This is a genomic window from Enterobacter sp. PL1, assembly GCF_945957325.1.
In the GTDB taxonomy this organism is placed as follows: Bacteria; Pseudomonadota; Gammaproteobacteria; order Enterobacterales; family Enterobacteriaceae; genus Enterobacter; species Enterobacter roggenkampii.
In genome coordinates this window covers 50,514-75,437 of record NZ_CAMFKT010000009.1, presented here as the reverse complement: position 1 = coordinate 75,437, position 24,924 = coordinate 50,514, and the positions used below count along the sequence as shown (strand labels likewise).

Below are 24,924 nucleotides of genomic sequence, written 5' to 3'. Positions count from 1 at the left end.
TAATTATAGCGCTTCTCCTGGAAGCAGGCACGCCGGCTATCAATATTTTCGCGGCAGATGGTGAACGTCAAGCAGCACCCCACGCTCCATGGTGATGTACTTCCCAGTGCGTAATTCCGCCAGTATTCGCATGATCCCACTTCGTGAAAGATACGTTCGGCTTTTGATATACGCCGCCGCAGTAATATTTTGCCGTATTGCGTCCGGCTCCTGCATGAGTTCAACAAGCTGAAAACGAATGATGTCATAGGCCGACATTTGCGATATTTGCGCGCAATGTTCATACACGCGTGAAGCCGTATAAATCAGCAGCTTTGAAAAATGCTCCCATAAGTTTTGCTGTGCAACCACATGGTTAAAGCACTCCAGCGAAACGGCTGCTATTTCGGCGGTTTCCAGAACCCTGACATAAAGATGCTCGGAGGAAAACTGACTGCTCACGCCGAGAATAAAGGGGGATGATTCAGAATTTAGCACAATGCCGTCGCCGCGGCGGTGTAAGGCCACGCTGCCCTGGGTAAGTAAAAAACACTGGCGAATATCGTTTTGATAATAATGGACGATATCACCTTTTAACACGATCCGTCTTTCTGCAAAGGGAAGGATGTTATCAATTAATTTTTCAATGTGCTCAAAGGGTTTTACACCCAACACGGTTGAGCGTTCTTTACTTAATTCCGGTGCCATTCGCGTGTTCATCAGATACCTCACTCACTGATTCGATCATTTTTTGATCGGCATAGAGAATTATCTTAAAAAACAGCATGTCAGGGAATGATTTAGGCAGGTCTAATAATAGACCTGAAAGCTGTTATAACCTAATTTTCTGAATTTTAAGTAATTGTGCTACTGGTCTAAAAATAGACCTGGAGTAGTAGGGATAAGGTGTTTCTTAGGGAAGTGTTTTATTTTTGTTAAGGGCGAGTCTACAGCTAGACCTCAAAATAGATTGTGCGCTGAAAAAGAGTTGTATAAATTTTACTCGTCAGCAGGCATAACCCGGAATGTTTAACCTGAGCTGCGAAGCGATGTTATTTAATGGGCTCCTGGCAGTATATAAATGACAAGGTAAGGCGGGCGTGAACACCATTAAACCGCTTTGTCTGGATTTCTGTAATAAATAAAGTGATACAGGATTTACTTATGAAAAATAAAATGATGATAGCAATGCTGGCAATCGGCTCCACTCTGGCAACAACGCACGCTTTTGCCGCCGCCGGTACCGTTAATTTTAACGGTAATATTCTGGATTCCGCCTGCGATGTGGATGTCGCTTCTCAGAATCAGGTAGTGGTATTAGGGGATTATTATAAAACAGAATTCCCTACTACCGGGGCCAGAACGGCAGCAACGCAGTTTAATATTGTGTTGAAAAACTGCCCGGTGACGGTTACCAACGCCAAAGTGCGTTTTGATGGTACGCCGGATGCCACCAATGCCAGCCTGCTGGCGATTGATTCGTCTGCGGCGGGTGCGGCTATCGGGGTGGCTATAAACCTGATGACGGCAGATAAAGCGGATCTCCCGCTTCATGGCAGCAACAGCTATAGCTATGCGTTGAGCAGCACGGCGGATAATACCCTGAGTTTCTATGCCCAGTATATTTCCACTGCAGCGACAGTCACCGCCGGCCCGGCAAACTCTGTCGCCAACTTCTCAGTGGTCTACAACTAATAGTTTCAGAATCATTAAGGGGCCAACCCGGCCCCTTTGTTGTATGAGGTTTATCATGCGTTTTATCACAACAACAGGATTGGCCCTGGCGATGTCTGCGCTCACGCTGAGCACAGCCAGCGCCGGCGTCATTATTGGCGGCACCCGTCTCATATTCGATGGGGCTAAAAAGGAAGCGTCAATAAGCATAAATAACCCTGACAGTGCGCCTTATTTAATTCAGTCATGGATAGATATGCAGGAAGGGAGCTCAGATAAAGCGCCTTTTATTATTACACCGCCATTATATAGACTGGATGGCGGGCAAAAAAACATTGAGCGAATTGTGATGACGGGCGCATTGCCACAGGAGCGGGAGAGTCTGTTCTGGCTGAATATTAAAGCGATCCCATCGGCATCAAAACAGACGAACTCCCTGCAAATTGCAGTGAAAACCCGCATCAAATTGATTTACCGTCCGGAAGGTCTCCGGGCGTCAACACCAGAGGAACAGGCCAGTAAATTAACCTGGCAACGAATCGGGGATAACCTCGAGGTTAAAAACCCTACGCAATTCGTCATTAATTTTAATGAAATTACGCTGGCGGGAAAAAAACTGGAAGACGTGACGTATGTTTTACCCGGCGCTTCAGCCCGGTTTGCATTACCAAATGAGGTCAGGGGAAATTCACTCACGTTTAAAATCATTAACGACTATGGCAGTCCCGGCGTTTTACATCAGGCCAGTTTGTAATGTGTTAGCAAACGGCAACGCCCGTATTCATCAGGTAATTCGTCATGAAAGTAATAAACAGGATGCGGCCTGCGCGCCTGGCGACCTTTATCGCCCTGGCGTTTGCCGGATCCTCTCCGTCGCTCTGTGCCAGTGTTGCATTTAACACGGATCTGATTGAGCTGGACAATCCCGGCATGGATAAAGCCGATTTGTCGGCTTTTGAATCAGGCTCTCAGGCGCCGGGAAACTACCATGTCGATATTATCGTTGACGACGCATTAGTGGAGACGGGGGATATTCGCTTTTCCGCGGGCAAAAACGCGAACGGCGATGAGATATTGCAGCCGTGCCTGAGTATTGAACAATTAAAACGGTGGGGGGTAAAAACCGCATTATTTCCCGCACTCAGCGCGGAACAGGGCGAATGTGTCAATCTTCAGGCGATACCGCAGGCCAGTTCGGATTTCCAGTTTAGCGCCCTGCGCCTGGTGCTCAGCATCCCTCAGGCAGCCATCGATCTGCCGGCGAGAGGCTATGTACCGCCGCAGATGTGGGATGAAGGGATAACCACAGCCATGCTTAATTACAGCCTGAGCGGGGCGACCAGCCGGGCGAAAACGGGGGAGCGGGCCAGCAGCAACAGCCAGTATGCGAACCTGCGTCCGGGGATCAATGTCGGGCCATGGCGTTTACGCAACTATACTACCTGGTCGCGGGATGCTTCCGGAAAAGATCAATGGGACACGGTCTACAGCTACCTGCAACGCGCTGTGATCCCGCTGAAAGCGCAGCTGACCGTCGGGGACAGTTCCGCGCCGGCGGATGTCTTTGACAGCATGCCGTTTCGCGGCGTCCAGCTGGCGTCGGACGATGATATGCTGCCGGATTCCCTGAAGGGCTATGCGCCTGTGGTTCGCGGGGTTGCCCGTACCAATGCCCAGGTGGTGATCCGCCAGAATGGCTATCAGATCTACCAAAGCTATGTGGCACCGGGCGCGTTTGAGATTACCGATATGTACCCCACCGGCGGTGCGGGCGACTTAGACGTGACCATCAAAGAGGCGGATGGCAGCGAGCAGCATTTCACGCTGCCGTATGCCTCGGTACCGGTATTGCAGCGCGAAGGGCGACTGAAATACGCCCTCTCCGCGGGACAGTATCGCTCTTATAACAGCAGCGTGGAGAAAACCCCGTTCGGGCAGATCGCCGCGATTTATGGCCTGCAGGATGGCATCACGCTCTATGGCGGCGTGCAGGGCTCCGGCAAGTACCGGTCGCTTGCGCTCGGGGTAGGGAAAAACATGGGTGATTTCGGTGCGCTTTCCGCAGATATCACCCAGGCCTGGTCGTCACCGGAGGGTACCGCAAAGACGCAGGGGCAGTCCTTGTGCGCGCGTTACAGCAAGAACCTGCTGAATACCGGCACGAATTTTTCGATTGCAGGATACCGGTATTCAACCCGTGGCTATTACGGGATGCAGGAAGTGCTGGATTCTTTCGGGGACAGCAGCGCGCTTCAGGAAAGACGGCGCAATCGCGTTGAGCTGACGATGAGCCAGACGCTGGGTGGCGACCTGGGCGCGCTGACGCTTAGCGCCGCACGGGAAGATTACTGGAATGCTGCCAGATCAATGGCGTCCTGGAGTGTTGGTTACAACAACTACTGGCACAACATCAGCTATGGCGTGACCTGGACATACAGTAAAAATGGTACCCCGGCGTCTTCCCCTGGTGGAAGTAAAAATGCCTACGATCGCGACCAGCTTCTGGCGTTTACCGTCAGCGTGCCGCTGGACACATTTCTGCCGCAGACTTGGGCCAACTATGGCCTGAACGCCAGTCAGAATAATGGCACAACGCACAGTCTCGGCATGAACGGGGTTGCTCTCGAAAACAGCGCCCTGAACTGGAATATCCAGCAGGGATACGGTACGGATGGCGTGGGTTATACCGGCAGTATGAACGGCGACTATAAAGGCACATACGGCGAGGTCACGGCGGGCTATGGCTACGACAGCAGTAGCGAGCGCCTGAATTATGGTTTACAGGGCGGCATCCTCGCGCATGCTGACGGCATTACGCTGTCTCAGCCGCTGGGCGAAACCAACGCGTTAATCAAAGCTCCTGGCGCGCACGGCGTCAATATTCGCAATCAGGCTGGCGTGCGTACGGATTACCGGGGCTATACGGTGGTAAATAACCTCTCCGTGTACCGGAAAAACGATCTCGCCCTCGATCCTGAGAATATGCCTGATGATGTGGAGCTGGAGATCAACACGCGCACGGTTACGCCGACACGCGGTGCGGTCGTGAAAGCGGATTATCTCTCCAAAGTGGGGCGTCGGGTGTTGATGACCTTAACGGACAATAACCGTTTTGTGCCGTTTGGCGCGGTGGTCACGCTGGAGGGCGATGCCAGCAGCAGTTTTATCGTCGGCGATCGCGGTCAGGTGTATTTAACCGGCCTGCGTGAACAGGGCACCGTTCTGGCGACATGGGGGACGCAATCCCACCAGCAGTGTCGGGCGGATTTTAATCTGCCGCAAGGATCTCAATATGGTGGCATCGCTGACATTAGCGTCACGTGTCGCCAGGAGCATTAATATGAAGGTAATCAACGTTATTTTACTGCTGTGTTGTCTGTGTAGCTGGCAAGAGGCCAGGGCCGGGACCTGCACGACGATCTTGCCGCAGCTGTCGACGCTGTCGGTGGGAACAATTAATGTTCAACGTGATGCACCTGTCGGCACGGTGATTTTTTCCGGCGCAGGAACGTATACGAGCTCCTATCTTACCGGATGTACCAATCCGTTAATGCTGGGTTTTAGCATGCGGTATAACAACGCCACGCTGAGCAGCTACGGCAATCATGTGTATAACACCAACATCAGTGGGATAGGTATTCGGTTTTCATCGAATGCCTATTTCGAGAACCCGAGCAATACGTTCTCTTACGGTGCGCAGACCTCTTATGTGGACTGGTATGGCGGTAGAGTCGAACTGGTGGTGACCGGCCCGGTGTCATCCGGTGCCTTAACCCCGGGGGTCATTGGCGTGGTGACGCTCCAGGGCAGCGACGGTGTTTATCGTGACGGGCTGACCGAGCAGCTTACCGGCGGAACCATCAACGCCCTGGCATGCACGATCGCCACGCCGCAGCTGACGTTCCCGATCGGTGATATTTCCGCATCCGCCTTTGGTACCGTGGTGGGGACCACGCCGGGCGTGGCGCAGAATACGCAAAACCTGGGATTAACCTGCAGCGCTGGCACCAATATTACGGTCTCGCTCAGCGGAATACAGAATCCTGACAGTGCAAATACCAGCGTTATGGCCTTAACGGGACAGGGGAGTGCCGGTACTGCAAAAGGTGTTGGCGTGCAGCTTTTATATAACGGTACGCCGCTGGCATTAAATAGCCGTCTGTTGCTCAAACAGTCTGCGGGTGGACAAGAGACGCTCCCGTTAACGGCGCGTTATTACCAGACATTAACCTCCGTCGAGTCCGGCTCCGCGAATGCGTCCGCCACGCTTAATTTGACGTATCAGTAACGGGTGGAACAATGAAATTACATTATCAGCGTGGGCTTATTCTGCTTTTATTCTGCGGGCACGCTTTCGCTGCTGACAGCGTAAATCTTGGCGTCACGGGAAATATCGTTGCCTCGCCCTGTATCTTTAACGGCGGGAGCACCAGCATGGATATTAACCTCGGGAATATACAGGCCACCAATATGGCGACGCCGGGGTCATCATCCGATCCGGTGCCTTTTAACCTGCTGTTTACTCAGTGTCCGGCGGGAACCCGCAGCGTCACGGTCTCGTTTACCGGAAGCCCCGATCCGGTTGCCGGGGCAGACTACTATATGAACAGCGGCTCGGCGACAAATGTGGCGGTTGCTATGCGTGAGGCCGGAACGGGAACGCTAAAGGGAACGGGTTCCAGCATAACGCAAAATATTGCGGCAGACAGAGCCGCCACCATGGCCATGCAGGCGGCGGTTGAATCGGTTAGCGGTGGTGCGACGCCGGGGAGTATCAGTGCAGTTGTTGTCATGACGATGCAATACAACTAAGTCGCAAGCGTGTTGATAAGCCTTATTGATTAACAGACATTGGTACTCGCTATGCTGAATATCCTGATTCAAGAGACAGATCAATTTTTTCACCATGGGCTACAGCGCTTCTTTATGGAATTCTTCTGGCGCAATTTTAAGCGGGAAATCCACTTTGGCGTTGAGCTTAGCCACGATAACGTCAGTGCGGCGGATATTATCGTTATTACGCTATGTCAGGGAGAGACGCTCACCTGTTTTCCTGAATTGCAGGCGCGACAAAAAGGTATCGTGATAGGTCTGGTTGAGGATGCCCTGCGTTTTTCAGCGTTGCCGTCCTGTTTTCAGGATATTATTTTTATTCCCCGCAGCGCCTCGCTCGATTATTTAAGCCAGGTGCTGTTTATTGCCTGGCATAGCGTGCAGTCACCCGGTTATATCTGGAAGAAAATTAGCTGTTTCGAATGTCAGTATAAAATACTATCACCGCAGCAAATTCGCATTATGGGCAATTTCTACAGGGGATTATCGGTGGTGCAGATCGCCCGCGTGCTGAAGATGAGCGATAAAACCGTTTTTACGCATAAGTATATGATGATGCAGAAATTCAATCTGCGAAGTGATTTTGAACTGATTGCGCTGATTCGCAAAATGGTGGAGAAGAACAATCACCCGAACATGCTGCGTGACTATCTGGTCAATAACTCCGGGTAATACGCTTAGGCGTAGCGCCGCCGGGAGAAACTCACAAAGTGCACTTTGTCAGCAGTCTGAGGCTCACCGCGTGAGCCTCTTTTTCCTTACACATTCACCGCGCTAATTAGCCGCGACTTCATGGACTGATACGCCGACGCGGCATAGTCCTCCGCCCAGCGCTGGTCCTCAATGGCCTCCAGCTGCACCGCGCAGTACTTCGTTTCCGGGGTTTTGGAGATGGGATCGAGGTTGTCCTGGGTCAGCTCGTTGCAGGCGCCAATCCACCACTGATAGGTCATATAGACGGCCCCGGCGTTGATGCGCTCGCTGATGCTGGCGCGGGAAATTACTTTCCCCCGGCGGGAGCGCACCCAGACCAGCTGTCCGTCGGTAATGCCCAGCTTGTCCGCATCGGCAGGGTTCATTTGCACCCGGCCCGGCTCGTCGGCCAGGCTTTGCAGCGCGGCACAGTTCCCGGTCATGGAGCGGCAGGAGTAGTGGCCCACCTCGCGGACCGTACAGAGCACCAGCGGGAAATCCGCATCCGGAGTTTCCGCCGGCGCGCGCCACGGTGCGGCAAAGAGCTGCCCTTTACCGCTCGGGGTATCGAACTGATTATCTTTGTACAGGTACGGCGTACCGGGATGATCCAGCGTCGGGCACGGCCATTGAACGTGACCCATCTCGCCCATTTTTTCATACGTCACGCCGTAGAAGAGCGGGCACAGCTCGCGCATCTCGTCCCAGATCTGCTGGTTGGAGTCATAATGCATCGGGTAGCCCATCTCGGTGGCGAGCAGGCTGATGATCTCCCAGTCGCGCTTCACGTTGCCGCTGGCTTCAATGGCTTTGCCAAAACGCTGGAAGCCGCGATCGGCACAGGTAAAGACGCCGCCGTGTTCACCCCATGAGGTAGCCGGAAGCAGAACGTCCGCCACCTCTGCCGTTTTGGTCATAAAGATGTCCTGAACCACGACAAAATCGAGCGCTTCAAAACCGCTGCGCACCAGGCTGAGATCGGCTTCCGTCTGGAGCGGATCTTCTCCCATGATGTAATAGGCTTTGACCTTGCCTTCCAGCGTAAGATGCGGCACTTCGGTAATGCGCGTCCCGACGCGATCGTCCATTTTATTGACATCAATACCCCAGGCATCGGCGAACTTCTGCCGGACCGCCGGGTCGGTCACATCCTGATAGCCGGGGAACATATTCGGCAGTACGCCCATATCGCAGGCACCCTGGACGTTGTTCTGACCGCGCACCGGTCCGACGCCGACGGCGGGGCGACCGAGATTCCCGGTCAGCAGCGCCAGGCTGGAAAGCCCTTTGACCACATCAACGGCCTGACCAAACTGGGTCACGCCCATTCCCCACATCACGGTAGCAGAAGGAGCCGCCGCGAACGTGCGCATCGCCTGGCGGACATCACGGGCGGGGATGCCGGTAAGATGATCGACCTTCTCAGGCGCATAGTCTTTTACCGTTTGCCGGTAGGCCTCAAGCCCTTCCGTAAAGCGCGCCACGTAGCTTTTGTCGTACAGCTCCTCTTCCAGCAGCACATAGCCAAAGGCGTTCACCAGCGCCATGTTGCTGCCGTTATTCAGCTGAAGATGTTGGTCGGCAATACGCGCCGTTTCAATACGGCGCGGATCGCAGACAATAATTTTTGCGCCGTTTTCACGCGCTTTCAGCACGCGGCGGGCAACGATAGGGTGGGAGTCCGCGCAGTTATAGCCAAACACCAGCAGGCATTTTGAGTTTTCAATATCGTTAATGGAGTTGCTCATCGCGCCGTTGCCGAGCGTTTCCTGTAAACCCGCCACGGACGGGCCATGACAGACGCGCGCGCAGCAGTCCACGTTGTTGGTGTTCAGCACCGCGCGGGCAAACTTTTGCATCACGTAGTTGGTTTCATTGCCGGTGCCGCGAGAGGAGCCGGTGGTCATGATCGACCGCGGCCCGTGCTGCGCTTTAATGCTGCTGAGCCTGTGGGCGGTGTAGCGGATCGCCTCTTCCCAGGTAACGGGGGTGAAGGCTTCGCCTTTGCGGTAGCGGATCATGGGCTGGTTAAGGCGGGGGGTGAGAAGACGGGTGTCGTTGAGGAAGTCCCAGCCGTAAAACCCTTTCAGACATAAGGTGCCCTGGTTTGTGACCCCCTCTGCCGCTTCGGCACGGATGATACGGTTATTTTCAACGACAAGGTTCAATTTACAGCCTGCACCGCAGTACGGGCAGACGCTGGCGATCTTTTTCATCAATAACAGACCTGTTAAGAAATGAAGCAAAGTTGACTGGAAAACCAGTCCCGTATGCGGAGATAAGCAGGAAGCGTGCCAGGTTGGCTTTGCGTGTATTACAGGGTGTTATGGGGGAGGGCACGTGTCATCGTCAGGCCGATCGTCAGTTTTGACGATGACACGTTAGGGGGCGCGGCGAGCAGGAACTCAGAGATCGTCCATGGTGTAACCCACCACGATTTCCAGCGTCTTACGAATCACATCCGCCTGAACCACGTCGTTGGTGGATTCCAGCGTCTGAATGAGCCAGAGGATGATCGCTTTATTGGAAAGATGACCTTCGGAGGCCAGAACACAGCGTACTGCAGTAGAAAAAATAGCGGACTCTTCAGCAAAACGATCGCCTGCATGGCGGAAATACTCCGCCAGCGCACTGTCTAAAAAAGCAGAGTGATATTCGGGTTGAAGCTGAATATTTTGTCTCATTTGTTCTCACCGTAGCTGTTAAATTGCAGTCAATGTATTTTTTTGGGATCGGACGGTTTTCCACTTCCAAATAACGGCACTACATTGTCTCGGTTATCGTTGAGAGATCCCTCTCTTTTTGTTCGTCCTTGCGCGGTTCTGCGACGTGTAAAGGCGATGCTGTTTGAGCCGATCTCGGCAATCACCATCGCAAGTGTCTCCCGCCGCTGGGGATCCTTTTCATGTTCTTTCATGACCCGCAGACGCTGTAGCAAGCCTTCTGTTGTCACCGGCCCCCGCTCTTTCAGAAGAGAGAGAACGGCTTCACCGATAAGCTGGTCTATCAGTCGGTCTGCGTTACTGCGATTCATATCCTTACCGTTCGAAGAGCAGACCAAGCAGCATGTGGTAATGCTCTTCCTCTTCCGGCCCATCGGCCTTTTCGAGGCGGCTGAGCAATTTTGTACAAAGCGATTTGCGATTAAGGTTTCGCCCGTCGCTGAGAATTTCAACAACCACCTGGCCCAGCGTTTCCTGTTGGGTCGGAAGCGCGGCTTTTTCGAAGTACTGTGCGATTGCTGCTGCGGAATCTGCGACGTAACCTTTCTGCTGCATGTTTCGCTCCTGTAAAATTTTGTAATCAGTAACGTTACATTTAAGGTATACACAATTTCCAAATCTGTACATCTAAAATGTACAGATTTTTAGATTTTTTACGATATATTTTATAAATCATTTATTTTTCATTACGTTGGGTTGGCGTTGTGATGGGGGGTGAGTGCAGGATATATTGTACAAAAAGCGCAGGTGCTGGTAAGTTGTACAGCCGAGTCAAACGGTCTCATTAACTGCCGTAAATGGTTGAGATGTAAATTATTTGTCAGGCAATTAATGTGCTATAAATGAACATTCCCCACGTCTTTTGTGGCCAAAACCCTAACCTCCCAGGAATAGCATGCTCACAACCATCATTTACCGCAGTCATATCTGCGAGGACGTTCCAGTGAAAGCGCTGGAAGCAATGGTCGCTGCTGCAAATCGTAAAAATCGGCAATCCAATGTCACGGGGATCCTGCTGTTTAACGGCACACATTTTTTTCAACTGCTGGAAGGGCCGGTGGAGCACGTTTCGGCTATCTATGAGCAGATCTGCAACGACCCGCGCCACCATAACGTAGTCGAGTTGATGCGCGATCACGGCCCTGTCCGGCGTTTTGGCAACGTGGGTATGGAGCTTTTTGATTTGCGCCACTTCGACAGGGACGAGGTACTGCAGCAGGTGCTCGACAAGGGGACGACACGCTACCAGCTGACGTATAACGACCGCCCTCTGCAGTTTTTCCGCACCTTTGTCGAGGCCACGGAAAAAGCGAACTATTTTGAACTGCCGCCTGCGGACTCATGGGAATTCGTTCGCGAAGAGACGCGCTTGTCCGCGCAGCCTGAGGTGGTCGCGAAAGGGGCGGATTGCAGCTTCGCGTTCCAGCCGATAGTCGATCCGTTTATGCAGCAGGTTGTCTCCTGGGAGGCGCTTCTCCGCACCCCGTCCGGCGACTCGCCGGGGGCCTATTTCGCCAGCCTTCCGCAGGAGGAAGTGTACACCTCTGATTTGCAGAGCAAGCAGGTGGCTCTGTCTATGGCCAGCGCGCTGGGGTTACAGGACCAGACGTTATCCCTGAACCTGCTGCCTATGACGCTGGTTAACATTCCCAACGCCGTGGATTTTCTGCTCACCGCGATTGAAGCAAACGGTTTTGTACCTGAGCAAATCGTGGTGGAGTTCACCGAGAGCGAAGCCATTTCCCGTTTTGATGAATTCACGGATTCGGTCAGGCAGTTAAAAAGCGCGGGTATCAGCGTGACGATCGATCACTTTGGTGCCGGTTTTGCCGGGCTGCAGCTGCTGGCCCACTTCCAGCCTGACAGAATTAAGATTAATCGCGATCTGGTCGCGAACGTGCATAAAAGTGGCCCCCGACAGGCCATCATTCAGGCGATCATCAAATGCTGTTCCTCGCTTGAAATCCAGTTCTGCGCGGTGGGGGTAGAGAAGGCAGAAGAGTGGATGTGGCTGGAATCTGCGGGAATTTCCCAGTTCCAGGGGCATCTTTTTGCCAGCCCCCGGCACGGCGGGATTCCAGCCATTGCCTGGCCGGAGAAAAAGTTCGAATTGTGATAAAGCTGTACACAATCTGGCAGACGTTACTGTACGAACGGTAAATTTTATACAACAATGTATTAACAGGTGGATGGGGTGGTAAGCCATTCACCCGTTCAAAATGCGGTCTTAGTTATACAAATGGTTTGTACAATCTGATAAGGTTGGTGCAGTTAGGTATGGAAGTTCTGAGCGTGAGGGAGTTAATGGCCTATTACAGTATCGGCGAAGTGGCCGAACGATGCGGTATCAACCCCGTTACGCTGCGTGCCTGGCAGCGCCGTTATGGATTGTTGAAGCCGCAGCGCAGCGAAGGGGGCCATCGTCAGTTTGACGATGAAGATATCCTGCGTATAGAAGAGATCAAACGCCTGATGAAGAGCGGCGTTTCGGTCGGGAAAGTAAAAGCCTTGCTGGAAAACAAGGAAGTGTTGACTCAGGGCAACTGGGTCTCGTTCCAGGAAGAGATGATGACCGTTCTGCGCTACGCCAGCCCGGCAAAGCTGCGCGCCAAAATTGGCGAGTTCCGCCGCGATCACCCGATAGATTCCCTGATTGACAATATCATTTCTCCCGTCCGGCAGCGGATGAACCAGGACCAAAATACCGTGCGACACATGGCGAGCCTGTTAGACGGAGTCCTGATTGAATTCGCGATTGCAAGCCTGGCGGAGTCCCGTAAGAAAGCCGGTAAAGACGCTCTCCTGATCGGCTGGGAGTGCGATGACCGCACCCATCTGTGGCTCGAAGCCGCGCGCTTGGCGCAGAAGGGCTGGCACATTGACGTCCTGGCAGAACCGATTGATTCGCCGCGTCCTGAACTGTTCCCGGGACAAAAAATCTTCGTCTGGACGGGGAAATCCCCAACGCCTCGACAGCAGGAACAGCTCGACCACTGGCGTGAACAGGGGTTTGCTGTCTCATTTCATCATTAAGTGTAAGAGGCCTTGAGGGCCTTTTTTTATTTTTGTCACTTTCCACGCAAAAGCTATCTCAAAAATAGGCATTTCCAATGCATATTTTACGTTTCTCCTCTCCTGCCAAAATGCCACAACGAAATGCATTATTAATCAATGTATTGAACAATTAAATCCATCCTGCCTGCATCCTGCCACAGGGTCTATGCTTAATAAAAGTAGGCAAAAAGGGCGGTTTAGCCGAATGCCCCTGCTGACAGAGGGTTGAAGTGATAATCGTTATCACTAACATGGTGTTATGCCCTGATGGCTTATCAGATGAGGTGGACCTATGGAACTGCATTCAGAAACCTTTAATCCTGCCGATTTCGCCTGGCGCGGGTTAACGCTCACGCCGGCTGCGGCGGCACATATTCACGAGCTGGTGGCGAAAAAGCCCGAGATCCTTGGCGTGCGTTTAGGTGTCAAACAGACCGGCTGCGCAGGTTTCGGTTACGTGCTTGATACCGTCACCGAACCCGAGAAAGATGACCTGGTGTTCGAGACCGACGGCGCAAAACTGTACGTCGCGCTGCAGGCCATGCCCTTTATCGACGGCACCGAAGTGGACTACGTCCGCGAAGGCTTAAACCAGTTATTCAAATTTCATAACCCGAAAGCCCAGAACGAATGCGGCTGCGGCGAAAGCTTTGGGGTATAGGCGGAACTATGTCTCGTAATACTGAAGCAACGAGTGAAGTAAATACCTGGAGCGGCGGGCACCTCAACTATAAAGAGGGGTTCTTCACCCAGCTGCAGACCGATGAGCTGGCAAAAGGCATCAATGAAGATGTCGTGCGGGCGATCTCGGCGAAACGTAACGAGCCCGAGTGGATGCTGGAGTTTCGCCTGAGCGCCTACCGCGCCTGGCTGGAGATGGAAGAGCCGCACTGGCTGAAAGCGCATTATGACAAGCTGAACTATCAGGACTACAGCTACTACTCCGCGCCCTCCTGCGGCAGCTGTGATGACACCTGCGCCTCGCAGCCCGGCGCGGTGCAGCAAACCGGAGCGGAGAACAGTTTCCTCAGCAAAGAGGTAGAAGAGGCGTTTAACCAGCTGGGCGTACCGGTGCGCGAAGGAAAAGAGGTGGCGGTGGACGCCATTTTTGACTCCGTCTCGGTGGCCACCACCTACCGCGAGAAGCTGGCAGAGCAGGGGATCATTTTCTGCTCCTTCGGCGAAGCGATTCACGATCATCCTGAACTGGTGAAAAAGTACATCGGAACCGTGGTGCCCTCTAACGACAACTTCTTTGCGGCGCTTAACGCGGCGGTGGCCTCGGACGGCACCTTTATTTACGTGCCGAAAGGCGTGCGCTGTCCGATGGAGCTTTCCACCTATTTCCGCATTAATGCCGAAAAAACCGGCCAGTTCGAACGTACCATTCTGGTCGCGGATGAAGGCAGCTACGTCAGCTACATCGAAGGGTGTTCCGCTCCTGTGCGCGACAGCTATCAGCTGCACGCGGCGGTGGTGGAGGTCATCATCCATAAAGACGCCGAGGTGAAATACTCGACGGTGCAAAACTGGTTCCCGGGCGACGGCAATACCGGCGGCATCCTGAACTTCGTGACCAAGCGTGCGCTGTGCGAAGGCGAAAACAGCAAGATGTCGTGGACCCAGTCCGAAACCGGTTCGGCCATCACCTGGAAATACCCGAGCTGCATCCTGCGCGGGGATAACTCCATCGGCGAGTTTTACTCGGTGGCGCTCACCAGCGGCCATCAGCAGGCGGACACCGGCACCAAGATGATCCACATTGGTAAAAACACCAAATCGACCATTATCTCGAAAGGGATTTCCGCCGGACACAGTCAGAACAGCTATCGCGGGCTGGTGAAAATCATGCCGACGGCGACCAATGCGCGAAACTTCACCCAGTGTGACTCGATGCTGATTGGCGCTGACTGCGGGGCGCATACCTTCCCATACGTCGAATGCCGTAATAACACGGCCCAGCTGGAGCACGAGGCGACCACGTCACGGATTGGGGAAGATCAGCTCTTCTACTGCCTGCAGCGCGGGATCAGCGAAGAGGATGCCATCTCGATGATCGTCAACGGCTTCTGTAAGGACGTGTTCTCTGAACTGCCGCTGGAATTTGCCGTTGAAGCCCAGAAACTCCTCGCCATCAGTCTTGAACACAGCGTCGGTTAAGGAAAGCACATGTTAAGCATTAAAGATTTACAGGTCAGCGTAGAAGATAAAGCCATCCTGCGTGGCCTCAATTTTGACGTCAAGCCGGGCGAAGTCCACGCCATCATGGGGCCGAACGGTTCCGGGAAAAGTACGCTTTCTGCGACGCTGGCGGGACGCGAAGATTATGAGGTGACCCACGGCTCGGTCGAATTTAACGGCAAAGATCTGCTGGAGATGTCGCCGGAAGACCGCGCGGGCGAGGGCATCTTTATGGCCTTCCAGTATCCGGTAGAAATCCCCGGCGTCAGCAACCAGTTCTTCCTGCAAACCGCGCTCAACGCGGTGCGGAAATACCGAGGGCTGGAGGCGCTCGACCGCTTCGACTTCCAGGATTTAATGGAAGAGAAAATCAAGCTGCTGAAAATGCCGGAAGATTTGCTCACCCGCTCGGTGAACGTCGGTTTTTCCGGCGGCGAGAAAAAGCGTAACGACATTCTGCAGATGGCGGTGCTGGAGCCCGAGCTGTGCATTCTGGATGAGACCGACTCCGGTCTGGATATCGACGCCCTGAAGATTGTCGCTGACGGGGTGAACGCCCTGCGCGACGGCAAGCGCTCGTTTATTATCGTCACCCACTACCAGCGCATTCTGGACTACATCAAGCCGGATTACGTCCACGTGCTTTACCAGGGGCGCATTGTGAAATCCGGTGATTTTACGCTGGTTAAACAACTGGAGGAGCAGGGTTATGGCTGGCTTACCGAACAGCAGTAATGCGCTCCAGCAGTGGCACCGGCTGTTTGAAGCCCAGGGCGGCACGCGCTCCGAGCAGGCGCAACAGCATCTGCAGCAGATGCTGCGTCTTGGCCTGCCGACGCGTAAGCATGAGAACTGGAAGTACACCCCGCTTGATGGCTTGCTGAACGCCGAGTTTGTGACCCGCCTGGCGTATCTCACGCCTGCACAGCGTGACGCGCTGGCAGTGGGCGTGGATGCCGTGCGCCTGGTGTTTGTCGACGGTCAGTTCCGCCCTGAGCTGAGCGACACGCTCCAGGAGAGCGGATTTGAGATTGAGATAAACGACGATCGCCAGCGCCTGAACGCCCCGGTTCAGCCTGAGGTCTTTCTGCACCTGACCGAAAGCCTGGCCCGCAGCGTGACGCATATCGGCGTGAAGCGTAACCAGCGTCCGGCCAAACCGCTGCTGCTGATGCACATCACTCAGGGTCTGGACGGCGCCGAAATCAATACCGCGCACTATCGCCACCATCTTGAGCTGGCGGAGGGGGCGGAGGCCACGGTCATCGAACACTACGTCAGCCTCAATGAGACGCGTCACTTTACCGGGTCGCGACTGACGATGAACGTGGCGGCGAATGCCCAGCTACACCACATCAAGCTGGCGTTTGAGAATGCGCAGAGCCACCACTTTGCCCATAACGACATTGTCCTGGGACAGGATGCCGCCGCGTACAGCCACAGCTTCCTGCTCGGCGGGGCGGTGCTGCGCCACAACACCAGCACGCAGCTCAACGGTGAAAACACCACGCTGCGCATCAACAGCCTGGCGATGCCGGTTAAATCGGAAGTGTGTGACACGCGCACCTGGCTGGAGCACAACAAAGGCTACTGCAACAGCCGCCAGCTGCACAAAACCATCGTCAGTGATAAAGGGCGCGCGGTGTTTAACGGCCTGATTAACGTGGCGCAGCACGCCATTAAAACCGACGGGCAGATGACCAACAACAATCTGCTGTTAGGTCGCCTGGCAGAGGTGGACACCAAGCCGCAGCTGGAGATCTACGCGGATGACGTGAAATGCAGCCACGGTGCGACGGTCGGGCGAATCGACGACGAGCAGATGTTCTACCTGCGCTCGCGCGGCATCGACCAGCAGGCGGCGCAGAAAATGATTATCTTCGCGTTTGCCGCCGAACTGACGGAAGCGCTGCACGATGGTCAGTTAAAACTGCAGGTGCTGGATCGGATCGGTCAGCGCCTGCCTGGAGGCGAAGCATGAGTTTTCCCGTCGAAAAAGTACGGGCAGATTTCCCGGTTCTGACCCGTGAAGTAAACGGTCTGCCGCTGGCCTACCTGGACAGCGCGGCCAGCGCGCAGAAGCCGAATCAGGTGGTGGATGCCGAAGCCGAGTTCTATCGCCACGGCTATGCCGCCGTGCATCGCGGTATTCACACCCTGAGCGCCGAGGCGACCCAGCGGATGGAAAACGTGCGCACGCAGCTTGCCGCCTTCCTTAACGCCCGCTCGCCGGAAGAACTGGTCTTTGTTCGCGGGACCACCGAAGGGATCAACCTTGTCGCTAACAGCTGGGGCAACGCGCAGGTCCACGCGGGGGATAACATCATCATCACCCAGATGGAGCACCACGCCAATATCGTGCCGTGGCAGATGCTCTGCGAGCGCGTAGGGGCGCAGCTGCGGGTGATCCCGCTAAACGCTGACGGGACGCTTCAGCTTGAGCAGCTTGACCTCTTGCTGGACGACCGCACGCGGCTGGTGGCGGTTACCCAGGTCTCCAACGTGCTGGGGACCGAAAACCCGGTGGCAGAGATCGTCGAGAAGGCCCATCAGGCGGGCGCAAAGGTCCTGATTGACGGTGCCCAGGCGGTAATGCACCACGCGGTGGATGTGCAGGCGCTGGACTGTGATTTCTACGTCTTTTCAGGCCACAAGCTCTATGGGCCGACCGGGATTGGCGTGCTGTATGTGAAAGAAGAGATCCTGCAGGCGATGCCGCCGTGGGAAGGGGGCGGGTCAATGATCGCCACCGTCAGCCTGACGGAAGGCACGACCTACGCGCGCGCCCCGTGGCGTTTTGAGGCGGGCACGCCCAACACCGGGGGCATTATCGGGCTGGGGGCGGCGGTCTCTTACGTCTCTGCCATCGGTCTTGATGCCATTCAGGAGTATGAACAGCTGCTGATGCACTACGCGCTTGCAGAGCTTGCCAGCGTGCCGGATTTGACCCTCTACGGGCCTGCCGATCGGCAAGGGGTAATCGCGTTTAATCTTGGGAAACACCACGCCTATGACGTGGGCAGCTTCCTCGATAACTACGGCGTGGCGGTCCGCACCGGGCACCACTGCGCCATGCCGCTGATGGCGTTTTACCAGGTACCGGCAATGTGCCGCGCATCGCTGGTGATGTACAACACGACGGAAGAGGTCGACAGGCTGGTGGCGGGGCTGAAGCGCATTCATCAGCTGCTGGGCTAACGGAGAGGCGAAAGATGGCAGAGCTGCCGGACAAAGATAAATTACTGCGCAACTTCTCGCGTTGCGCAAACTGGGAAGAGAAGTATCTCTATATCATCGAGCTGGGACAGCGTTTGCCGCCGCTCGGTGAAGAGGCGCACAGCCCTGAGAACAGTATTCAGGGCTGCCAGAGCCAGGTGTGGATTGTGATGGCGCAGTCGGATGACGGCACGATCGAATTGCGCGGCGACAGCGATGCCGCCATTGTAAAAGGGCTTATTGCGGTCGTCTTTAGCCTTTACCAGCAGATGTCGGCGCAGGATATCGTCGCGTTCGATGTTCGTCCGTGGTTTGAAAAAATGGCCTTAACCCAACACCTCACCCCGTCCCGCTCTCAGGGACTGGAAGCGATGATTCGCGCCATTCGCGCCAAAGCTGCAATCCTTAGCTAGACTTACAGAACAGCATTCATTCTGTTTCGCGAGGTGGTTCCCGCCTCGCTGGTTTTTCAGCTTTCTGGCGTTCTGTCAGTGAATAAGGAATCTCAGCATGAAGCGCGCGTCTCTCATTACTCTATTACTCCTCAGTTCGCTCGGCGCCCTTCATTCGGCCCGCGCGATGGACTATCCGTTGCCGCCCGCAGGCAGCCGTCTGATTGGGCAAAATCAAACCTACACGATACAGGAAGGGGATAATAAGCTGCAGACCATCGCCCGCCGGTTTAATACGGCGGCGCAGGTGATCCTGGAAACCAACAATACCATTGCGCCGGTAAACCCTGCGCCGGGCACCGTGATAACCATTCCGTCGCAAATGCTGTTGCCGGATACGCCCCGCGAGGGGATTGTGGTGAATCTTGCTGAGCTTCGGCTCTACTACTTCCCGCCGGGGCAAAATATTGTTCAGGTTTATCCTCTGGGTATAGGGCAACTGGGGCTGGAAACGCCGGTGACGACCACGCGGGTGAGCCAGAAGATCCCGAATCCCACCTGGACACCCACGCCGGGCATACGAGCACGTTCTCTGGAGCAGGGCATTAAACTGCCTCCGGTGGTCCCTGCCGGGCCAAATAACCCGCTAGGACGCTTCGCACTGCGTTTAGGCGTGGGGAATGGGGAATATCTCATTCATGGCACCAGCGCGCCGGACAGCGTTGGCCTGCGTGTCAGCTCTGGCTGTATGCGGATGAACGCCCCGGACATTAAGGCGCTGTTCGAACAGGTGCGGGTGGGCACGCGGGTGCAGATTATCAATGAACCCGTGAAGTTCTCCGTGGAGCCGGATGGTAAACGCTATATTGAGGTCCACCGTCCGCTGGCGCAGGTAGAAGGGGAAAATCCGCAGGTCTCGCCAATTACCCATTCTGCCGACTTTGCGGCCTTTGTTTCTCAGGCAGGAAGCGATAAGGCGCTGATTGATAAAGCGCTGTCACGTCGTGCCGGGATCCCGGTTATCGTGTCGTCCGGTAGCGGCCCGTCAGCCAGCAATAGCGTGTTGTCGGTGCAGAACAGCCGGGTGTCTGCTGCGGTGGCGGAAAATGAAGGGGAGAGGGTGACGCAGTAGGCGTTTGACGCAGGCAAAAAAAATGGCGCACAATGTGCGCCATTTTATTAACAGGTACTATTACTTACGGTATTTAGTAGCCTGGTTGTCCAGACGCTGGTTAGCGCGAGCTGCGTCGTCTTTAGCAGCCTGAACGTCGGAACGCATTGCGTTCACGTCGTTGCTCAGCTGGTCAACTTTAGCGTTCAGAGTCTGAACGTCAGAAGACAGCTGATCGATTTTAGCGTTGCTGGAGCAACCAGCCAGCAGAGTAGAACCCAGGATTACCGCGCCCAGTACCAGTTTAGTACGATTCATTATTAATACCCTCTAGATTGAGTTAATCTCCATGTAGCGTTACAAGTATTACACAAAGTTTTTTGGGTTGAGAATATTTTTTTGATGGGAATACACCTATTTTTGATCGTTCGCTCAAAGAAGCACCGAATCAGCCCTTTTCGGGCAAAAATCTAAGGAAAAAAAGGCATTTATCATCGGATTCATCTTAGATAATTCGCAATTAAATAGAAAAACCCGATTTGCATTTTGAATGCGTTTGGCTAATGCCGGGAATAAAAAAAGCGCCCAATGGGCGCTTTTTATCCAAATTAATTCGTTCGGGAATTATTACAGCACGTGAACAGATGCGGTATTGGTGGTGCCGCTTGGTACCAGGGCGCCAGAAACCATGACCACAACGTCGCCTTTCTGTGCCAGACCGCTTTCCAGAGCCAGTGCTTTACCCTGAATGTAGAAATCGTCAGTAGAGGCGATCTCTTTAACCAGGTGCGCAACGACGCCTTTGCTCAGCACCAACTGACGAGCGGTGGTTTCGTTGGTGGTCAGGGCCAGGATGGTCGCATCCGGGAAGTATTTACGCACGGCGCGCGCAGATTTACCGCCCTGAGTAGCAACCACGATCAGTGGGGCTTCCAGTTTCTCAGCGGTTTCTACTGCACCGCGGCATACTGCTTCGGTGATACGCAGCTTGCGGCTGTCGTTATTGAAGTCCAGACGGCTGGTCATCACGCGGTCAGTACGTTCACAGATGGTCGCCATGATGCCGACCGCTTCCAGCGGGTATTTACCTTTCGCGGATTCACCGGACAGCATTACTGCATCAGTACCGTCGAGGATGGCGTTTGCCACGTCGCCTGCTTCAGCGCGGGTTGGGCGTGGGTTTTTGATCATGGAGTCCAGCATCTGCGTGGCGGTGATAACCACTTTACGCGCGCGCACACACTTCTCGATCATCATCTTCTGCGCGAAGATCACTTCTTCAACCGGGATTTCAACGCCCAGGTCACCACGTGCAACCATGATGCCGTCAGACGCTTCGAGGATTTCGTCGAAGTTGTTCAGGCCTTCCTGGTTTTCGATTTTGGAGATGATCTGGATCTTCTCGCCGCCGTGTGCTTTCAGGTGCTCACGGATTTCAACCACGTCGGAACGCTTACGGATGAAGGAGGCCGCGACGAAGTCAACGCCTTGCTCGCAGCCGAAGATCAGGTCCTGTTTGTCTTTTTCAGCCAGGGCTGGCAGCGCGATGGAGACGCCCGGCAGGTTAACGCCTTTGTTTTCGCCCAGGTCGCCGTTGTTCAGCACTTTACAGATAACTTTGTTGCCTTCGATAGCGGTGACTTCCATACCGATCAGGCCATCGTCAACCAGCACGGTGTTACCAACGGACAGATCGCTGGTGAAGCCTTCGTAGGTCACTGCAACGATTTCGCTGTTGCCGATAACGGATTTGTCGGTGGTGAAGGTGAAGGTCTGGCCCGCTTTCAGAGAGACGTCGTTACCGCCTTCCAGCTTGATGGTACGGATTTCTGGACCTTTGGTATCCAGCAGGATGGCCGCTTTTTTACCGGTCTTGCTCATCACGTTGCGCAAGTTCTGGATGCGCTGGCCGTGTTCTGCGTAGTCGCCGTGGGAGAAGTTCAGACGCATCACGTTCATGCCGGCATCCAGCATTTTGCTCAGCATCTCTTCAGATTCGGTTTTCGGGCCGATAGTACAAACAATTTTCGTCTTTTTCATGACAGTCTTAGTCTTTAAGTTGGGAAGGATATGGAAATCTCGCTCCGGGGGCGCACCGCCGCGGAGTCAAACCTGTGTTGCAAAAGAGTATATGACACGCACTAAGGATAGGAGACATCAAATGAGCGTGCAGAAGAAAGTGTGCCTGAGTGACAGCCCAACGAAGGAGAGGAGAAGTTGTACGTTGTTTTTTGTATTCCAAGCGCTGAAACCATTCACCAGGGATTAGGCGCGCATTATACGCTGATTTTAAGATAAAAGGAAAATGGAAACGGTGTTTCAGAAATAATCTGTGCTGTTTCACATAATATTGTTATCAAGGCGTTAAGCCATGATGACAACTTATCGCGGCAGGTGAGGGACCTGCCGCACTTTGCTTATTTTTGCAGCGCCTGGCTGAGGTCGGCAATCAGGTCTTTAGGATCTTCAATCCCCACCGACAGGCGGATCAGCTGCGGCACAATGCCGTTCGCAAGACGTTGCTCAAGCGGAATTGAGGCGTGGGTCATGCTGTAAGGCTGGCTCACCAGACTTTCCACGCCGCCCAGGCTTTCCGCAAGGGTGAACAACTTCAGGTTGCGAATCACCTCGGTGGCGCGTTGCGCATCGCCTTTTACCACGACGGAAATCATGCCACCGGGCAGCGCCATCTGCGTGCGGGCAAGCTGGTACTGCGGATGCGATTCCAGTCCTGGATAGTACACGTTTTCGACCAGCGGATGCTGCTCCAGCCATTGCGCAATCGCCAGCGCGTTGGTGCTGTGCTTTTCGACCCTCAGCGCGAGCGTGCGAATACCGCGCAGCGTCAGGAAGCTGCTGAACGGATCCAGAACGCCGCCCACCGCGTTCTGCAGATAGCCGAGCTTGTCCGCCAGCGCCTTGTTATCGCCCACCACCGCCAGCCCGGCGACGACGTCAGAGTGGCCGTTAAGGTATTTAGTGGCCGAGTGCACCACGATATCGAACCCGGACTCCAGCGGACGGTGGATCACCGGCGACGCGAAGGTGTTATCCGCCACGCTGATGACGTTATGGCGACGAGCGATCGCCGCAATCGCCGCCAGATCCGCCAGCTTCAGCAGCGGGTTGGTTGGCGTTTCGACCCAGACCATACGCGTTTCCGGGCGAATGGCGGCCGCGAGCCCGGCCAGGTCGTCCGGTTTGACCCAGCTGACCTGCAGCCCGGTGCTGCGCTTGCGCACGTTTTCAATCAGGCGGTACGTCCCGCCGTAAACGTCATCAATGGCGACAATATGGCTGTCTTTATCCAGCAGTTCGAGCACCGTGGAGATGGCCGCCAGACCGGAGGCAAAAGCGTAGCCCCGCGTGCCGCCTTCCAGTTCGGCAATCGCCGTTTCCAGCGCATGGCGGGTAGGGTTGCCGCTGCGGGAGTACTCATAGCCGGTATGCTCCCCGGGCGCGGGTTGCGCAAACGTCGAGGTGGCATAAATTGGCGGCATAACGGCGCCGTGCTGGTCGTTAAATTCGCCGCTGTGGACGCTGAGGGTGGCCAGATTTTTCATCATTGATTCCTTTATTGCTGTAGACGGTTGCGCCAGGCGGTCAGAACGTCGCTGCGCGTAATCAGACCGAGAAAACGGTCGTTGTCATTAATGACGGCCACCAGGCCGCGGTCGAAGATGGCGTTCAGGGCGCTTTCCGGCGCGTGTTTATCAAGGAATTCGACCTGACGCGTCATGGCTGCCGTCACCGGCAGCGCGAAGCGATCGCCGTCGCCGCCGATATGCCGCAGGAGATCCCACTCGTCGATAATGCCCACCACCTTGCCGTTCTCCAGCACCGGCAGCTGGGAGATGTCATACAGACGCATGCGCGCCAGGACGGTGGAGAGCGTGTCGTCCGGGGCGGCGGTGACGGTCGCACCTTCGTCGTGGCGCAAGGCGATGTAGTCGGAGAGATCGCCGGCCTGAGGACGCGTGATGAGCCCCTGCTGTCGCATCCAGTCGTCGTTGAACATCTTCGAGAGATATTTATTGCCGCTGTCGCAGGCGAAGGTCACCACCCGCTTCGGCGTGGCTTGTGCCTGGCAATACCTCAGCGCGGCCGCCAGCAGCGTACCGCTGGAGGAGCCCGCCAGAATGCCCTCCGTTTTCAGCAGCTCGCGCGCGGTGGTGAACGCTTCGCGGTCGGTGATGCGCCAGGCGCGATTGACGCCTTCAATGTGGGCCAGCGGAGGAATAAAGTCTTCGCCAATTCCCTCAACCAGCCAGGAGCCCGCGTCGTGGTAGCGTCCGGTTTCCACCTGGTCGGCGAGAACGGATCCGGCCGGGTCAGCCAGGACAAATTCCGTGTGCGGAGAGTGCTCGGCGAACCACGCCTGCAGGCCGCCCAGCGTGCCGCCTGAGCCAACGCCCACCACGATGGCGTCGATTTTGCCGTCAAGCTGCTCATACAGTTCCGGCGCCGTGGTGGTGCGGTGCGCCAGCGGGTTGGCTTCGTTGTTGAACTGGTCGATGTAAAACGCGCCCGGCAGTTCGTTAGCCAGACGCTGGGCATAATCCTGGTAATAGGCAGGATGGCCTTTGTTAACGTCGGAGCGGGTCAGCACCACCTGGGCACCCAGCGCGCGCAGGTGGAAAATCTTCTCGCGGCTCATTTTGTCCGGCACTACCAGGATCAGCGAGTAGCCTTTCTGGGCGGCGATCAGGGCCAGGCCGAGACCGGTATTGCCCGCCGTGGCCTCAATTATCGTGCCGCCAGGCTGCAGCTGGCCGGTACGTTCCGCTTCGTTAATCATCGACAGCGCAACGCGATCCTTAATCGACCCGCCCGGATTCTGGTTTTCCAGCTTCAGAAAGAGCGAGCAGGGACCGGTATCAAGCTTATGCAGCTGGATCAGCGGGGTACGACCAATCAGTTCGGTGACGGAGTGATAAATCGTCATGATGTTTTCCTTTCTGGATGTCATGACGGGATGATAGGGCGGTGAAATTTTCTCAAGAAAGAACCATTCACTGCTTTTTAGAACAGAAAGGAATATAAATGATGTTTTTGGATGTCAGGACAG

At 54.9% G+C, this 24,924-nt stretch carries 24 protein-coding genes; 15 read left to right on the top strand and 9 right to left on the bottom strand.

The window, feature by feature from the left end; translation table 11 throughout:
* Window positions 1-39 precede the first annotated feature (39 nt).
* Window positions 40-699 (bottom strand): winged helix-turn-helix transcriptional regulator, encoded by a 660-nt coding sequence (locus N6P30_RS10400; protein WP_023292659.1) that lies wholly within the window; start codon window positions 697-699, stop codon window positions 40-42.
* A gap of 444 nt (window positions 700-1,143) precedes the next feature.
* Here N6P30_RS10400 and N6P30_RS10395 point away from each other — a divergent pair, with 444 nt between their 5' ends.
* Genes N6P30_RS10395 through N6P30_RS10370 form a run of 6 tightly spaced genes read left to right on the top strand, consistent with a single transcriptional unit; the run spans window position 1,144 to window position 7,158 of the window.
* Window positions 1,144-1,674, top strand: coding sequence for a fimbrial protein (locus tag N6P30_RS10395; protein ID WP_023292658.1), 531 nt, complete (start codon window positions 1,144-1,146; stop codon window positions 1,672-1,674).
* Window positions 1,675-1,729: 55 nt separating this feature from the next.
* Complete coding sequence (locus N6P30_RS10390; protein ID WP_023292657.1) at window positions 1,730-2,407, top strand: molecular chaperone; 678 nt, start codon at window positions 1,730-1,732, stop codon at window positions 2,405-2,407.
* A gap of 44 nt (window positions 2,408-2,451) precedes the next feature.
* Window positions 2,452-4,992, top strand: coding sequence for a fimbria/pilus outer membrane usher protein (locus N6P30_RS10385; RefSeq protein ID WP_023292656.1), 2,541 nt, complete (start codon window positions 2,452-2,454; stop codon window positions 4,990-4,992).
* Between the two features lies 1 nt (window position 4,993).
* Window positions 4,994-5,941 carry a fimbrial protein gene (locus tag N6P30_RS10380; protein ID WP_023292655.1) on the top strand — a complete coding sequence of 316 codons (948 nt, stop codon included), beginning with the start codon at window positions 4,994-4,996 and terminating at the stop codon, window positions 5,939-5,941.
* 11 nt (window positions 5,942-5,952) lie between these two features.
* The gene (locus N6P30_RS10375) at window positions 5,953-6,465 is read left to right on the top strand and encodes a fimbrial protein (protein WP_032663709.1); all 513 of its coding nucleotides are present in this window, start codon (window positions 5,953-5,955) and stop codon (window positions 6,463-6,465) included.
* Between the two features lie 51 nt (window positions 6,466-6,516).
* The gene (locus N6P30_RS10370) at window positions 6,517-7,158 is read left to right on the top strand and encodes a helix-turn-helix transcriptional regulator (RefSeq protein WP_023292653.1); all 642 of its coding nucleotides are present in this window, start codon (window positions 6,517-6,519) and stop codon (window positions 7,156-7,158) included.
* Between the two features lie 86 nt (window positions 7,159-7,244).
* On the opposite strand, the gene fdhF is transcribed toward N6P30_RS10370, so the two are convergent.
* The 4 genes from fdhF to ycgZ all read right to left on the bottom strand — a co-directional run bounded on the left by fdhF (window position 7,245) and on the right by ycgZ (window position 10,457).
* Window positions 7,245-9,395 (bottom strand): formate dehydrogenase subunit alpha, encoded by a 2,151-nt coding sequence (gene fdhF, locus N6P30_RS10365; protein ID WP_023292652.1) that lies wholly within the window; start codon window positions 9,393-9,395, stop codon window positions 7,245-7,247.
* A 189-nt stretch (window positions 9,396-9,584) separates the two neighbouring features.
* On the bottom strand, window positions 9,585-9,863 hold the full coding sequence (locus N6P30_RS10360) for a biofilm/acid-resistance regulator YmgB/AriR (protein WP_008500635.1): 279 nt from the start codon (window positions 9,861-9,863) through the stop codon (window positions 9,585-9,587).
* Between the two features lie 29 nt (window positions 9,864-9,892).
* Window positions 9,893-10,213 carry a hypothetical protein gene (locus N6P30_RS10355; protein ID WP_021241105.1) on the bottom strand — a complete coding sequence of 107 codons (321 nt, stop codon included), beginning with the start codon at window positions 10,211-10,213 and terminating at the stop codon, window positions 9,893-9,895.
* A gap of 4 nt (window positions 10,214-10,217) precedes the next feature.
* Window positions 10,218-10,457 carry a regulatory protein YcgZ gene (gene ycgZ, locus N6P30_RS10350; RefSeq protein WP_008500634.1) on the bottom strand — a complete coding sequence of 80 codons (240 nt, stop codon included), beginning with the start codon at window positions 10,455-10,457 and terminating at the stop codon, window positions 10,218-10,220.
* A gap of 340 nt (window positions 10,458-10,797) precedes the next feature.
* Between ycgZ and N6P30_RS10345 the strand changes: the two genes are divergently transcribed.
* The 9 genes from N6P30_RS10345 (at window position 10,798) to N6P30_RS10305 (ending at window position 19,877) form a co-directional block, all read left to right on the top strand.
* On the top strand, window positions 10,798-12,018 hold the full coding sequence (locus N6P30_RS10345) for a diguanylate phosphodiesterase (RefSeq protein ID WP_023292651.1): 1,221 nt from the start codon (window positions 10,798-10,800) through the stop codon (window positions 12,016-12,018).
* 188 nt (window positions 12,019-12,206) lie between these two features.
* The gene (locus tag N6P30_RS10340; RefSeq protein ID WP_008500632.1) at window positions 12,207-12,935 is read left to right on the top strand and encodes a MerR family transcriptional regulator; all 729 of its coding nucleotides are present in this window, start codon (window positions 12,207-12,209) and stop codon (window positions 12,933-12,935) included.
* A gap of 313 nt (window positions 12,936-13,248) precedes the next feature.
* Window positions 13,249-13,617, top strand: a complete 369-nt coding sequence (gene sufA / locus N6P30_RS10335) for a Fe-S cluster assembly scaffold SufA (protein WP_008500631.1) — start codon at window positions 13,249-13,251, stop codon at window positions 13,615-13,617.
* Between the two features lie 8 nt (window positions 13,618-13,625).
* The gene (gene sufB / locus N6P30_RS10330) at window positions 13,626-15,116 is read left to right on the top strand and encodes a Fe-S cluster assembly protein SufB (RefSeq protein WP_021241107.1); all 1,491 of its coding nucleotides are present in this window, start codon (window positions 13,626-13,628) and stop codon (window positions 15,114-15,116) included.
* 9 nt (window positions 15,117-15,125) lie between these two features.
* Window positions 15,126-15,872 carry a Fe-S cluster assembly ATPase SufC gene (sufC, locus tag N6P30_RS10325; RefSeq protein WP_008500629.1) on the top strand — a complete coding sequence of 249 codons (747 nt, stop codon included), beginning with the start codon at window positions 15,126-15,128 and terminating at the stop codon, window positions 15,870-15,872.
* Window positions 15,847-17,118: a Fe-S cluster assembly protein SufD gene (sufD, locus tag N6P30_RS10320; RefSeq protein ID WP_023292650.1), complete on the top strand. Its 1,272-nt coding sequence runs from the start codon at window positions 15,847-15,849 to the stop codon at window positions 17,116-17,118. Before sufC ends, sufD begins: the two co-directional genes overlap by 26 nt.
* Window positions 17,115-18,335 carry a cysteine desulfurase SufS gene (sufS, locus tag N6P30_RS10315; RefSeq protein ID WP_023292649.1) on the top strand — a complete coding sequence of 407 codons (1,221 nt, stop codon included), beginning with the start codon at window positions 17,115-17,117 and terminating at the stop codon, window positions 18,333-18,335. The genes sufD and sufS overlap by 4 nt, the downstream gene beginning before the upstream one ends.
* Window positions 18,336-18,349: 14 nt before the next feature.
* Entirely contained in the window at window positions 18,350-18,766 is a 417-nt protein-coding gene (sufE, locus tag N6P30_RS10310; RefSeq protein WP_008500626.1) for a cysteine desulfuration protein SufE, read from the top strand.
* A 97-nt stretch (window positions 18,767-18,863) separates the two neighbouring features.
* Entirely contained in the window at window positions 18,864-19,877 is a 1,014-nt protein-coding gene (locus tag N6P30_RS10305) for a L,D-transpeptidase family protein (RefSeq protein WP_023292648.1), read from the top strand.
* 60 nt (window positions 19,878-19,937) lie between these two features.
* On the opposite strand, the gene lpp is transcribed toward N6P30_RS10305, so the two are convergent.
* The 4 genes from lpp to N6P30_RS10285 all read right to left on the bottom strand — a co-directional run bounded on the left by lpp (window position 19,938) and on the right by N6P30_RS10285 (window position 24,801).
* Window positions 19,938-20,174 (bottom strand): murein lipoprotein Lpp, encoded by a 237-nt coding sequence (lpp, locus tag N6P30_RS10300; RefSeq protein ID WP_001082307.1) that lies wholly within the window; start codon window positions 20,172-20,174, stop codon window positions 19,938-19,940.
* Between the two features lie 309 nt (window positions 20,175-20,483).
* Window positions 20,484-21,896: a pyruvate kinase PykF gene (gene pykF, locus N6P30_RS10295; protein ID WP_008500621.1), complete on the bottom strand. Its 1,413-nt coding sequence runs from the start codon at window positions 21,894-21,896 to the stop codon at window positions 20,484-20,486.
* A gap of 377 nt (window positions 21,897-22,273) precedes the next feature.
* On the bottom strand, window positions 22,274-23,419 hold the full coding sequence (locus tag N6P30_RS10290; protein WP_023292647.1) for a trans-sulfuration enzyme family protein: 1,146 nt from the start codon (window positions 23,417-23,419) through the stop codon (window positions 22,274-22,276).
* A gap of 11 nt (window positions 23,420-23,430) precedes the next feature.
* Window positions 23,431-24,801, bottom strand: a complete 1,371-nt coding sequence (locus N6P30_RS10285) for a pyridoxal-phosphate dependent enzyme (protein WP_032663697.1) — start codon at window positions 24,799-24,801, stop codon at window positions 23,431-23,433.
* Window positions 24,802-24,924: the final 123 nt, after the last annotated feature.